The sequence below is a fragment of the Enterobacter sp. ENT03 genome, from assembly GCF_019218745.1.
Taxonomy (GTDB): domain Bacteria; phylum Pseudomonadota; class Gammaproteobacteria; order Enterobacterales; family Enterobacteriaceae; genus Enterobacter_D.
In genome coordinates this window covers 531,457-542,944 of record NZ_JAHUXA010000001.1, presented here as the reverse complement: position 1 = coordinate 542,944, position 11,488 = coordinate 531,457, and the positions used below count along the sequence as shown (strand labels likewise).

The following is an 11,488-nucleotide window of genomic DNA, read 5'->3' as shown; positions in this document are numbered from 1 at the left end:
CATGACAACTCAGTACGGCTTTTATATTGATTCCAGCCGCTGCACCGGGTGCAAAACCTGCGAGCTGGCCTGCAAAGATTACAAAGATCTGACCCCGGACGTCAGTTTCCGGCGCATTTATGAATACGCGGGGGGAGACTGGCAGGAGGACAACGGCGTCTGGCAACAGAACGTCTTTGCGTATTACTTGTCGATTGCCTGCAACCACTGCGAAGATCCGGCCTGTACCAAAGTCTGCCCCAGCGGGGCGATGCACAAGCGCGACGACGGCTTTGTGGTGGTCAACGAAGAGGTCTGTATCGGCTGCCGCTACTGCCACATGGCCTGTCCATACGGCGCGCCGCAGTACAACGCCGCCAAAGGCCATATGACCAAGTGTGACGGCTGCCATGCGCGCGTGGCGGAGGGTAAAAAACCGATCTGCGTCGAGTCCTGCCCGCTGCGCGCGCTGGATTTTGCGCCCATCGACGAGCTGCGTAAAAAGTACGGCACGCTGGATGCGGTGGCCCCGCTTCCTGCGGGGCGTTTTACCCGCCCGAATATTGTGATCAAACCCAATGCCAACAGCCGCCCGACCGGGGACAAGACCGGCTTTCTGGCTAACCCGCAGGAGGTGTGAGATGGGTAACGGATGGCATGAATGGCCGTTGATGATTTTTACCGTGTTCGGTCAGTGTGTGGTGGGGGGATTTATCGTACTCGCTATTGCGCTGCTGCGTAGTGAAATGACCTCGACACAACGTCAACGGATCATCACCGCAATGGTCGGTCTGTGGATATTAATGGGACTGGCTTTTGTGGCGTCGACCCTGCATCTCGGATCGCCGCTGCGCGCGTTTAATGCGCTGAATCGCATTGGTCACTCGGCGCTCAGCAATGAAATCGCCAGCGGTGCGCTGTTCTTTGCGGTGGGCGGCGTGGGCTGGCTGCTGGCGATGGTGAAAAAGATGCCGCCTGCACTGTTACGCGTCTGGCTGGTGGTGACGGCGTTGCTGGGGCTGGTATTTGTCTGGATGATGGGCCGGGTGTACGACAGTATCGACACCGTTCCTACCTGGTTTAGTCTGTGGACGCCGCTGGGTTTTTTCCTGACGATGCTGATTGCCGGTCCACTGCTGGGCTACCTGCTGTTGCGCGCGGTCGGTTTTCAGGTCTGCGCAATGCGTGGTTTACCGATGGTGACGCTGGTGGCGCTTATCATCAGCCTTGTCGCTGGCCTGATACAGGGCAACGAACTGGCAGGCATTTCCAGCTCTGTACAGCAGGCGGCGGCACTGGTGCCAGCGTATGGCACCCTGATGGCGTGGCGCGTTGTATTATTGCTGGTGGCGCTGGTTATGTGGATTATCCCACAGCTTAAAAACCGTCAGCCTGCCGTGCCGCTGCTGTCGCTGGCGTTTGTGCTGGTGCTGGCCGGCGAGATGATCGCCCGCGGCATTTTTTATGGTTTACACATGACGGTCGGCATGGCGATAGCGGGCTGAGTCAATCACCGTGAAGCCGGGGGATGTTCACCCGGTTTCACTTTATTTCTACCATGAAATATTTCTACTGAATGTATTGTCTGATTTCAGAAATAAATCATATAAAACATCACGCTAATCACTTCTTCCAGGCTTTCCCCGTTCCGTTGGATGAGTAAATTCAATCGACGCGCTCAAAAACCTCATCTTTGCCATTTTCGGTAGATTGACAAAGTTTTTGCCGGTGGCATGATGCGCTCGAATTCTGATCACCCTCACGGTTTTTCATCCATGTTTACTTATACCCGGCCGGTGCTGTTACTGCTCTGCGGCCTGTTACTGCTGACGCTGGCGATCGCAACGCTGAATACGCTCGTCCCGCTTTGGCTCGCCCATGAAAACCTTCCCGTGTGGCAGGTTGGTATGGTCGGCTCCGCCTTTTTTACCGGCAATCTTGTCGGTACCCTGCTGACCGGGCGTCTGATTAAACGCATGGGGTTTAACCGTAGCTATTACATTGCATCGCTGGTGTTCGCCAGTGGCTGTGTCGGCCTCGGTCTGATGGTGGGCTTCTGGAACTGGATGCTGTGGCGATTCATCGCCGGTATTGGCTGCGCCATGATCTGGGTGGTGGTGGAAAGTGCGTTGATGTGCAGCGGCACGTCACGCAACCGTGGCCGTCTGCTGGCCGCCTATATGATGGTTTATTACATCGGTACGGTGCTGGGGCAGTTGATGGTCAGCAAACTGTCGACCGAACTGATGCATGTACTGCCGTGGGTGACGGGTATTGTGCTGGCCGCGATCCTGCCACTGGTATTTACCCGCATTGTCGATCAGAACAGTGAACATCAGGAAGCTACCAGCGTCTGGCCGATGTTGCGTCTGCGTCAGGCGCGTCTGGGTGTCAACGGCTGCATTATTTCCGGCATTGTACTGGGTTCGCTGTATGGTCTGATGCCGCTCTGGCTGAACCATCGCGGCGTGAGCGATGCGGGCATTGGTTTCTGGATGGCTGTGATGGTTAGCGCCGGTATCGTCGGGCAGTGGCCGATTGGTCGGCTGGCGGATCGTTTTGGTCGTCTGCTGGTATTACGCGTACAAGTTTTTGTGGTGATCATGGGATGTTTCGCCATGCTCAGCAATGCTGCGATGGCACCGGCGCTGTTCGTTCTCGGCGCGGCGGGTTTTACACTCTATCCGGTTGCCATGGCCTGGGCCTGCGAAAAGGTCGAACATCATCAGCTGGTGGCGATGAATCAGGCACTTCTGCTTAGCTACACCGTCGGCAGTCTGTTTGGCCCGACCTTTACCGCCATGCTGATGCAAAGTTATTCCGACAACTTACTGTTTATCATGATCGCCAGCGTCTCGTTCATCTACCTGTTGATGCTGCTGCGCAAAGCAGGTCATCATCCAACGCCAGTGGCTCACGCCTGAGAAGAGAGCGCCGCGTGAAGTTGCCCGGCGCTGCGGAGGGTTGATAGCAGATGCAAGCGATCCCCTTCATCCAGCCAGCACATCAGTCGCTGAATGGTGTCAACATGCTGGTGGCTGTCTGCAGCTGCCAGCACGATAATTAGCCGTACATTGGAATAGTTCTGAAACGCGACGGGATCTTTCAGCGCGAGAAGCGATAAATGCGTGTGCTGGCTGAGAACACCTTCGTGGGGCCTCGCGTGTGGTAGCGCAAATGTCGGGCTTAAAATATACCAGGGGCCATGCTTCTCTGTTGCATCAATAATCGCCTGCGCATAAGCGGTGCTAATGAGCTGTCTTTCTTCTAGCGGCGAACATGCCAGCCTGACGGCATCCTGCCAGCTGGCGCAGTTTTCCCGGAACTGACTGGCGGTAAAAAGGGAATGTGCCATTGCGGCTCTCCTTTTCGATAATGTCCTTTATGAAAGGGCAGGCCGGTGATCGACCTGCCAGTCGTATTAACGAAGCGCGTTGTACAGTGCGGCAGCAGAAATGCCATATTTTTCTTTAAGCTGTCGACTGTTGCCGGATTCGGTAAAGGTATCCTGCGTACCCAGACGGGTCAGACGTACGCCTTGTCCTTCCTCTGCCAGCACTTCTGCCACCTGACCACCGAGGCCGCTATTAATACTATGGTTTTCGATAGTAACAATGCGCGGACATCCGTCGATGAGTTCAAGAAACACGCGGCGGTTAAAGGGTTTTAGGGTAGCAACATGGATCAGCTTGCCGGTTTTGCCCGCTGCCAGTAATTGCTGATAGCCGTTGGTAGCCTGTTCCAGCACCGTTCCCTCATAGAGGATCGCGAAGTCACTGCCCGAATCCTCAACGGCGGCAATATCGCTCACCCGCGGCACCCGGCTTTTATCCCGCACCGGCATTGGCTCGCGGGCGACACGAATATAAACCGGCCCGTCAATGTTGACGGCCTGTTCGAACGCCGCGTCGATTTCCTCTGCATCCGCAGGCGTCAGGATAGTGATCCCCGGTAACACGCGAGTGAGCGCCAGATCTTCGAGCGCATGATGTGAGGCACCGTCCGGGCCGTCATCCATACCCGGATGGCTACCTACCAGTTTAATGTTCGCCCGTGCATAGCATGCCTGACGCAGTTGTGTCCACGCCGTACCGGTCACAAACATGGCGAAGTTAACATAGAAAGGAATAGCGCCTTCCAGTGCCTGGCCGGTGGCAAAACTCATCGCGGAACCTTCGGCAATTCCCATTTCAAAAAAAGCCTCAGGCCAGGCTTGCTGGAACTGATCGGTGCGGGTGGAACTTGCCAGGTCGCTGTCGATAACGACAACAGGGTAGCCCTTTTCTTTCAGGGCAAGCAGCGCATTACCGATTTCATCGCGGGGTGCTTTCATCACTGTAACTCCTCCATGGCCTGCTGATACTGTTCTGGGCTGGGAGTTTTTGAATGCCACTCCCCGTTGTTTTCCATATAACTGACGCCGCTGCCTTTCGTGGTACGGGCTATGATAGCGAGCGGTTTTCCTTTCAGATGACATGACAGTAACAGCGTGTCCGCAACCTGATGCATGTCGTTGCCATCCGGGATCTCCAGCACGTGCCAGCCAAAAGCCCGGATTTTATCTGCCAGCGGTTCCAGGTTAATCACCTGATCCACCGGATCGTGGGAGGAGAATCCGTTCGCGTCGATAATGGCCACCAGATTATCCATTTTCATATGCGCGGCTTGTTGCAACGATTCCCATATTTGTCCTTCATGCATTTCGCCGTCGCCGATAATGGCAAACACCCGGTGCGGATCGCGGACGTGTTTTTTAGCGGCTGCCATACCCAGCGCAATCGACAGCCCCTGACCCAGTAACCCGGTGGTTGCATCCACATCAGGCAACGATTTTACGCTCGGATGCCCCTGCAATCGGGATCCTGTCTGGCGAAAGGTGCTGAATTCGTTACGTGCGATTTTCCCTTTCTGATACAGCATGACGTATTGCGCAGCCACAGCATGACCTTTGCTCATTACCACTTTGGCACGTGGAAACGTCTCCAGATCGACCTCCGTGTGATAGAGCCAGGTGAGGATGTCGATAATGGATAATGCGCCGCCAGGATGTCCGATACCTGATTCGTAAATCATGCTCACAATATCGCGGCGGGCGGCTAGCGCATGGGCTTTCAGTTCATCAATGTTCATATTCATTCCTTATCAGGGCAGCATTTTGCCGATGTAATACACCACCAGCCCAAGGGCGACGAAGTCAGTTTCCGGGAAGCTGGTACCAGACAGGCCAACCGACTCCATGATGGGATAGATGAGTGCCGGACCGATGCCGATAAGAATGCCGGTAATGAAGCTGCCAGCGACGGCGCCTTTCCAGCCTCCAGAGGCGTTACCGAAAACGGCTGCGGTGGCACCAATAAAGAAGTAGGGGATAGCGACAGGGATGATTACCGTCTGACCCGCGAGCGCCAGTACCCCCATCACCAGCAGACCACCGACAAAGGATGAGATAAACCCAAGCACGGTAGCCGTTGGCGCATAGGGAAAGACTACCGGGCAATCCAGAGCCGGCTTTGCGTTGGGAATAAATTTTTCCGAGATACCGAGAAAGGCGGGCACGATTTCAGACAACAGCAGGCGTACACCGGTAATGATGATGTAGAGCGATGCCGTAAAAGTCAGCGACTGAAAGAGTGGATATACCAGCCAGTGCATGCCGCCTGCCACGGCACTCACCGCCATCTTCCCGGCTGCCAGCGCGGCGATGTAATAGAAAATGCTGACTGATATAGAAACCGAGACAATGTAATCTTTAAATATTCCCAGCCAGCCTGGCAAATTCAGCTTTTCCGTTGAATCTTTTGGATCGCCAACTTTAGAACCAATCCAGCCAGATGCGGCATAGGCCAGCGTGACATAGTGGCCCATAGCGATTTCATCATTACCCGTAATCTTGCGCATCCAGGGCTGCGCGATGGCCGGATAAATACAGGCTGCCAGTCCTAATAGTACTGATCCAACAAGGATGGTGACGCCATCGCCATAGCCCAGCGCCTTTAACGTCACGGTGAGCAGGGCAGACAAGTACAGGTTATGTTGGCCGGTCAGAAAAATATATTTGAACGGGGTAATGCGGGCAAAAATCAGGTTCCAGACAAAGCCAATCACCATAATTAACGACACGCACATGGCAAACTTTGTCTGCGCCAGCCCGGTTAGCGCTTCGGCCAGCGGCATAACGCCTTTCAGGCCGAAACCCGCGCTGAACAGTGTCTGGAAATTACCCAGTGAGCTTACGGCTAGCCCGGCACCACCGGCAAAAACCAAAAATCCCACAATGGTTTTAAAGGTGCCAGAAAGCACTTTTTCAATGGGTTTACGCTGGATCAGCAAACCGATTAACGCGATAAAGCCAACTAATAGTGGGGTTACACCGAGAATGTCGAATACAATAAACTTGAGGAGTTCCATATTTCCTCCGGGAGGGGTTAGTTGCCCTGAACAATGCGGGTGAGTGCAGATTCCATTTCGTCGCTGTTCATCAGGTCGGTGATGCCGATGGCGGTGAATCCGGCGGCTTCGACTTCCTCGGTAAGATCACGCATGGTGATCACGAAGTCGATCCCTTGCCAGGTCGCCAGCCCGGACAAGACGTCATGTTCGAGTTCGACATCCCATCCGTTCTTGTCGATGATTTTTTGTGCTTTAATTTTGAGCATTAAGGAACTACCCATGCCGGTACGGCAAACAATCAGACCTTTCATTGATTTTCTCCTGTGGTTTGAAAATAATTATTTATTTAAGTTTTTTAATAAAAAAAATTATTATCTCTTCATGAGCGTAAAGCTGTGATTGTGTTCGCATGTTGAGTAAATAGGCTAAAAATGAGTCAAATTAATACTAACTTGCTGATAAACATCAGAAATGAAGCTTCTGGCCTCAGCCCGATCCTTGAAAAAGTCAGCCGTTTTGTTGCGGAGAATCCTGACTTTGTGATGCGCCACACGATCACCGAGTTGGCGGATTGCATTGAAACCAGCGAAGGCAGCATCACCCGCTTTTGTCGGGCATTCGGATTCAAAGGCTTTTCGGATTTCAGAACTGCCCTGGCGCTGGAGCAGGGGGCGGCGCGCCCAGCCGTGCAGGGAAATGAGGACATTGCCGCGGTGGTGGCGAGTATTCGTGACAGCCATTCCATTATTAATACGCAGGAGTTGCAGGCAGCCGCGGCGTGGCTTCACAAGGTGACTAACGTCACGCTCTATGCTGTCGGGACGGCGGTGCCGGTGGCCCTGTTTTTACAGATGAACCTGATAAAAATGGGTAAAGCGGCAAGCTTTGTCGATCGTTTTTACCTCACACCTGCTTCCATGATGGTTGAGCCACAGAGTCAGGGCATTATCGTCGTACATACTGAGCAAACGTCGGCAGATATGATGCAGGCCCTGGCGCTGGCGAAGCAGCAGGGTTCACGAATTCTGTCCATAACCCGCGGCTCTTCTGCGCCACTGAATCGTCTTTCTGACTGGAACTTACAGGCGGCGGTGGCGCTAAAAGGAGAGGGTGAGTACGGGTTTGCTGAGATAGCCGGTGCGATGATGGTCGCCGATCGTTTGCTGAATGCACTTGAAGAACAGGATGAACGCTACGCAGCTTGTCGTCAGGCGCACCAGAAAAGTATTTTTTCCATTGAAAGCGTAACGAATAAACTCTCGGAATACTTTATGTCCTAGCGTTGATAGCGCAGCAAAAAGTGTGTCTATTCCAGGAATTATTTACTGTTTTTGTTAAGCGGAACGGACAATAATTACGCTGAGTTTACTTCTTTCTAAGGCGGCAATTATGTACCTGGGTCGTTTTAATATATTCGCGCTGGCAGCCGTGTTATCCCTGAGTTTTATTTCCGCGCCTCTTATGGCTAACCCCGGAAATGGTAACCATGGGGGGAATCATGGCAACAGTGGTAATCATGGTAATCAGGGCAAGGCAGGCAAGAAAAACGTCAGCGAGGATGTCTCTGTTCGGCTGAGTTACGATCGCGCCCGTTCACTGGCGGTTAATTATGGCCTGACAGGCTACGGTTCACTTCCGCCGGGCATCGCCAAAAATCTGGCGCGCGGTAAGCCATTGCCGCCGGGCATTGCTAAAAAAATGGTGCCGGCTTCTATGCTGGGGCAACTGCCATCTTACCCAGGTTATGAATGGCGTATTGCCGGTGACGATCTGGTGTTGATTGCGCTGAGTACAGCTGTTGTGACGGCGGTAATTAACGGTGTTTTCGAATAAACAAAAAAGCCCGGTGGCTTTACGGCACCGGGCTGGTTATTTCTCTTAAGCTATCAGTACATCACCTTGTGACCATACTGCTCAAGAATGCCTTTCACGCGCTCCATGGTCTCTTTTTTCGGCGGATGTACGCCATCAAGCTTGTACTCTTCGCCCATCGCCACCCACTTATGTTTACCCAGCTCGTGATAGGGCAGCAGTTCGATTTTTTCTACGTTGCCCATGTCGCGCGTGAACTCACCTAAACGGTGTGCGGAATCATCATCATCTGACCAGCCCGGCACCACCACATAGCGGATCCAGACCTTAATATTTTTCTTCGAAAGGTACTTCGCAAACTCCAGCGTACGGTGATTAGAGACGCCGACCAGGTTCTGGTGGATCTCATCATTCATCTGTTTAAGATCGAGCATCACCAGGTCGGTCACTTCCAGCAGTTCATCAATGACAGGATCGTAGCGACGTACAAAACCGTTGGTATCAAGGCAGGTATGAATGCCTTCCTTGTGACAGGCTCGGAACCAGTCACGAACAAATTCAGCCTGGAGAATCGCCTCGCCACCCGATGCGGTAACGCCGCCGCCGGACGCGTTCATAAAGTGGCGATAGGTCACCACTTCTTTCATCAGCTCTTCCACCGTCACTTCTTTACCGCCATGGGTATCCCAGGTATCACGGTTATGGCAGTACAGGCAGCGCATCAGGCAGCCCTGGAAGAAGGTAATAAAGCGAATGCCGGGACCATCTACGGTGCCACAGGATTCAAAGGAGTGAATTCGACCGATCACTGACATTGCGATGTATCTCCAGGTGTAGCCCATCCGGGGCTTGTATTGCACAGCTCAATCCGGCTGTGTTAAGTCTGTTTTGGCAATAGCCTGAGAAGACGTTTGGCAAAGCAGGCTCGTGGGAGAGGGAATACTGTTAAAAAGGCCCCACATAAGTGGAGCCTTTATTGTACGCTTTTTCAGCCAGACATGAAATTACATGGTCTGGGTGAAGGTACGGGTAATAACGTCCTGCTGCTGTTCTTTCGTCAGGGAGTTAAAACGTACCGCGTAGCCGGAAACACGGATGGTCAACTGCGGATATTTTTCCGGGTTTTCCATCGCGTCGAGCAGCATTTCACGGTTCATGACGTTCACGTTCAGGTGCTGACCGCCTTCGATGGTGGACTCGTGATGGAAGTAACCATCCATCAGGCCCGCCAGGTTGGTTTTACGCACTTCGTCATCTTTACCCAGCGCATTCGGTACGATAGAGAAGGTGTAAGAAATACCATCTTTAGCGTAAGCGAACGGCAGTTTTGCAACGGAGGTCAGAGAGGCAACTGCACCTTTCTGGTCACGGCCGTGCATCGGGTTAGCACCTGGTCCGAACGGTGCGCCAGCACGACGACCATCAGGGGTGTTACCGGTTTTCTTACCATACACAACGTTAGAGGTGATGGTCAGAACAGACTGCGTCGGGATAGCATTACGGTAAGTGGTCAGTTTCTGAATTTTCTTCATGAAACGTTCAACCAGGTCAACTGCCAGGTCATCTACACGCGCATCGTTGTTACCAAACTGCGGGTATTCACCTTCGATTTTGAAGTCGATCGCCAGACCGTCTTCGTCACGAACTGGAGTGACTTTCGCATATTTGATGGCAGACAGGGAGTCAGCAGCAACGGACAGACCAGCGATACCACACGCCATAGTGCGGATAACGTCACGGTCGTGCAGCGCCATCAGAGAGGCTTCGTAGCTGTACTTGTCGTGCATGTAATGGATGATGTTCAGTGCAGTGACGTACTGTTTAGCCAGCCAGTCCATGAAGTGATCCATACGTTCCAGCACTTCGTCGAAGTTCAGGACATCGCCTTTGATCGGTTCAGACTTCGGACCCACCTGGATTTTCATTTTTTCATCAACGCCGCCGTTGATAGCGTACAGCATGGTTTTCGCGAGGTTAGCGCGAGCACCGAAGAACTGCATTTGCTTACCAACAACCATCGGGCTTACGCAACATGCGATCGCATAGTCGTCGTTGTTGAAGTCAGGACGCATCAGGTCATCGTTTTCATACTGCAGGGAGGAGGTATCGATAGATACTTTCGCTGCGTATTTTTTGAAGCCCATCGGCAGTTTTTCTGACCACAGTACGGTGATGTTTGGTTCCGGAGACGGACCCATGGTGTACAGGGTGTTCAGGAAACGGAAGCTGTTTTTGGTGACCAGCGTACGGCCATCAACGCCCATACCGCCGATAGATTCGGTTGCCCAAATCGGGTCACCAGAGAACAGTTCGTCATACTCAGGAGTACGCAGGAAGCGCACCATACGCAGTTTCATGACCAGGTGGTCAATCAGTTCCTGAGCTTCTTGTTCGGTGATTTTGCCTGCTTTCAGATCACGCTCAAAGTATACGTCGAGGAAGGTAGACACACGACCGAAGGACATTGCTGCGCCGTTCTGAGATTTCACAGCGGCCAGGTAGCCGAAGTAAGTCCACTGTACTGCTTCCTGCGCATTTTTCGCCGGAGCAGAAATATCGCAGCCGTATTTAGCCGCCATCTCTTTGATCTGGCCCAGAGCACGGTGCTGTTCAGCGATTTCTTCACGCAGACGGATAGTCGCTTCCAGATCAATGCCGTTTTCCAGTTTGTCTTGCAGGGACAGGAACTGGGCATATTTGTCTTTCATCAGGAAGTCGATGCCGTACAGCGCAACGCGACGGTAGTCACCAATGATACGGCCACGGCCATACGCATCTGGCAGACCGGTCAGAACACCAGACTTACGGCAGTTCAGGATGTCTTTGGTGTAAACATCAAACACGCCCTGGTTGTGCGTTTTACGGTATTCAGTGAAGATTTTCTTCAGCATCGGGTCCAGCTCGCGGTTATACGCTTTGCAGGAACCTTCAACCATTTTAATGCCGCCGAACGGAATGATCGCACGTTTCAGAGGCGCTTCAGTCTGCAGACCAACGATTTTCTCAAGGCTTTTGTTGATGTAGCCAGCATCATGAGAAGTGATGGTAGAAGCGACAGAAGTGTCGAAATCAACAGGTGCGTGGGTGCGGTTTTCCAGCTTCACGCCTTCCATCACTTTGTCCCAAAGCGTGGTAGTCGCGTCAGTGGCGCCGGCCAGGAAGGATTCGTCACCCTCGTAAGGCGTGTAGTTTTTCTGGATAAAGTCGCGTACGTTGACTTCGTTCTGCCAGTCACCTTTCGCAAAACCTTCCCAGGCTGTGGCTAACTTTTCATTAAGCTCGGACATATGATACCTACCTTCTTAAG

12 protein-coding genes are annotated in these 11,488 nt (G+C 52.8%); 5 read left to right on the top strand and 7 right to left on the bottom strand.

Going from position 1 to position 11,488, the window contains the following annotated elements; genetic code table 11:
- Position 1: 1 nt before the first annotated feature.
- From KW828_RS02630 to KW828_RS02620, 3 genes are all read left to right on the top strand, one after another.
- Positions 2 to 619 (top strand): DMSO/selenate family reductase complex B subunit, encoded by a 618-nt coding sequence (locus KW828_RS02630; protein WP_218334528.1) that lies wholly within the window; start codon positions 2 to 4, stop codon positions 617 to 619.
- Position 620: 1 nt separating this feature from the next.
- Positions 621 to 1,484, top strand: a complete 864-nt coding sequence (locus KW828_RS02625) for a dimethyl sulfoxide reductase anchor subunit family protein (protein WP_218334863.1) — start codon at positions 621 to 623, stop codon at positions 1,482 to 1,484.
- 270 nt (positions 1,485 to 1,754) lie between these two features.
- The gene (locus tag KW828_RS02620; protein ID WP_218334862.1) at positions 1,755 to 2,903 is read left to right on the top strand and encodes an MFS transporter; all 1,149 of its coding nucleotides are present in this window, start codon (positions 1,755 to 1,757) and stop codon (positions 2,901 to 2,903) included.
- Here the strand turns inward: KW828_RS02620 and KW828_RS02615 are convergent.
- The 5 genes from KW828_RS02615 to KW828_RS02595 all read right to left on the bottom strand — a co-directional run bounded on the left by KW828_RS02615 (position 2,894) and on the right by KW828_RS02595 (position 6,680).
- Complete coding sequence (locus tag KW828_RS02615; RefSeq protein ID WP_218334861.1) at positions 2,894 to 3,334, bottom strand: PTS sugar transporter subunit IIA; 441 nt, start codon at positions 3,332 to 3,334, stop codon at positions 2,894 to 2,896. The genes KW828_RS02620 and KW828_RS02615 overlap by 10 nt on opposite strands.
- Positions 3,335 to 3,400: 66 nt before the next feature.
- Positions 3,401 to 4,312 (bottom strand): transketolase family protein, encoded by a 912-nt coding sequence (locus KW828_RS02610; RefSeq protein ID WP_218334860.1) that lies wholly within the window; start codon positions 4,310 to 4,312, stop codon positions 3,401 to 3,403.
- The gene (locus KW828_RS02605) at positions 4,312 to 5,109 is read right to left on the bottom strand and encodes a transketolase (RefSeq protein ID WP_218334859.1); all 798 of its coding nucleotides are present in this window, start codon (positions 5,107 to 5,109) and stop codon (positions 4,312 to 4,314) included. Before KW828_RS02605 ends, KW828_RS02610 begins: the two co-directional genes overlap by 1 nt.
- Positions 5,110 to 5,121: 12 nt before the next feature.
- Positions 5,122 to 6,387: a PTS ascorbate transporter subunit IIC gene (locus KW828_RS02600; RefSeq protein ID WP_218334858.1), complete on the bottom strand. Its 1,266-nt coding sequence runs from the start codon at positions 6,385 to 6,387 to the stop codon at positions 5,122 to 5,124.
- Between the two features lie 17 nt (positions 6,388 to 6,404).
- Positions 6,405 to 6,680 (bottom strand): PTS sugar transporter subunit IIB, encoded by a 276-nt coding sequence (locus KW828_RS02595; RefSeq protein WP_218334857.1) that lies wholly within the window; start codon positions 6,678 to 6,680, stop codon positions 6,405 to 6,407.
- A 120-nt stretch (positions 6,681 to 6,800) separates the two neighbouring features.
- On the opposite strand from KW828_RS02595, the gene KW828_RS02590 reads away from it, so the two are divergent.
- Together KW828_RS02590 and KW828_RS02585 are read left to right on the top strand one after the other, a co-directional pair.
- Positions 6,801 to 7,649: a MurR/RpiR family transcriptional regulator gene (locus tag KW828_RS02590; protein WP_218334856.1), complete on the top strand. Its 849-nt coding sequence runs from the start codon at positions 6,801 to 6,803 to the stop codon at positions 7,647 to 7,649.
- A 109-nt stretch (positions 7,650 to 7,758) separates the two neighbouring features.
- A complete protein-coding gene (locus KW828_RS02585; protein ID WP_218334855.1) occupies positions 7,759 to 8,202 on the top strand; it encodes an anti-virulence regulator CigR family protein in 444 nt (147 codons plus the stop codon).
- A 53-nt stretch (positions 8,203 to 8,255) separates the two neighbouring features.
- On the opposite strand, the gene pflA is transcribed toward KW828_RS02585, so the two are convergent.
- Together pflA and pflB are read right to left on the bottom strand one after the other, a co-directional pair.
- The gene (gene pflA, locus KW828_RS02580) at positions 8,256 to 8,996 is read right to left on the bottom strand and encodes a pyruvate formate lyase 1-activating protein (RefSeq protein ID WP_218334854.1); all 741 of its coding nucleotides are present in this window, start codon (positions 8,994 to 8,996) and stop codon (positions 8,256 to 8,258) included.
- Positions 8,997 to 9,185: 189 nt separating this feature from the next.
- Positions 9,186 to 11,468 carry a formate C-acetyltransferase gene (gene pflB / locus KW828_RS02575; protein WP_218334853.1) on the bottom strand — a complete coding sequence of 761 codons (2,283 nt, stop codon included), beginning with the start codon at positions 11,466 to 11,468 and terminating at the stop codon, positions 9,186 to 9,188.
- Positions 11,469 to 11,488 lie beyond the last annotated feature (20 nt).

What these genes read in the sequence shown, in the direction of transcription:
- pflA (WP_218334854.1), bottom strand. Translation starts at nt 8,996, where the DNA reads ATGTCAGTGATCGGTCGAATTCACTCCTTTGAATCCTGTGGCACCGTA.
- KW828_RS02605 (WP_218334859.1), bottom strand. Translation starts at nt 5,109, where the DNA reads ATGAACATTGATGAACTGAAAGCCCATGCGCTAGCCGCCCGCCGCGAT.
- KW828_RS02595 (WP_218334857.1), bottom strand. Translation starts at nt 6,680, where the DNA reads ATGAAAGGTCTGATTGTTTGCCGTACCGGCATGGGTAGTTCCTTAATG.
- KW828_RS02620 (WP_218334862.1), top strand. Translation starts at nt 1,755, where the DNA reads ATGTTTACTTATACCCGGCCGGTGCTGTTACTGCTCTGCGGCCTGTTA.
- KW828_RS02615 (WP_218334861.1), bottom strand. Translation starts at nt 3,334, where the DNA reads ATGGCACATTCCCTTTTTACCGCCAGTCAGTTCCGGGAAAACTGCGCC.
- KW828_RS02590 (WP_218334856.1), top strand. Translation starts at nt 6,801, where the DNA reads ATGAGTCAAATTAATACTAACTTGCTGATAAACATCAGAAATGAAGCT.
- pflB (WP_218334853.1), bottom strand. Translation starts at nt 11,468, where the DNA reads ATGTCCGAGCTTAATGAAAAGTTAGCCACAGCCTGGGAAGGTTTTGCG.
- KW828_RS02585 (WP_218334855.1), top strand. Translation starts at nt 7,759, where the DNA reads ATGTACCTGGGTCGTTTTAATATATTCGCGCTGGCAGCCGTGTTATCC.
- KW828_RS02600 (WP_218334858.1), bottom strand. Translation starts at nt 6,387, where the DNA reads ATGGAACTCCTCAAGTTTATTGTATTCGACATTCTCGGTGTAACCCCA.
- KW828_RS02610 (WP_218334860.1), bottom strand. Translation starts at nt 4,312, where the DNA reads ATGAAAGCACCCCGCGATGAAATCGGTAATGCGCTGCTTGCCCTGAAA.
- KW828_RS02630 (WP_218334528.1), top strand. Translation starts at nt 2, where the DNA reads ATGACAACTCAGTACGGCTTTTATATTGATTCCAGCCGCTGCACCGGG.
- KW828_RS02625 (WP_218334863.1), top strand. Translation starts at nt 621, where the DNA reads ATGGGTAACGGATGGCATGAATGGCCGTTGATGATTTTTACCGTGTTC.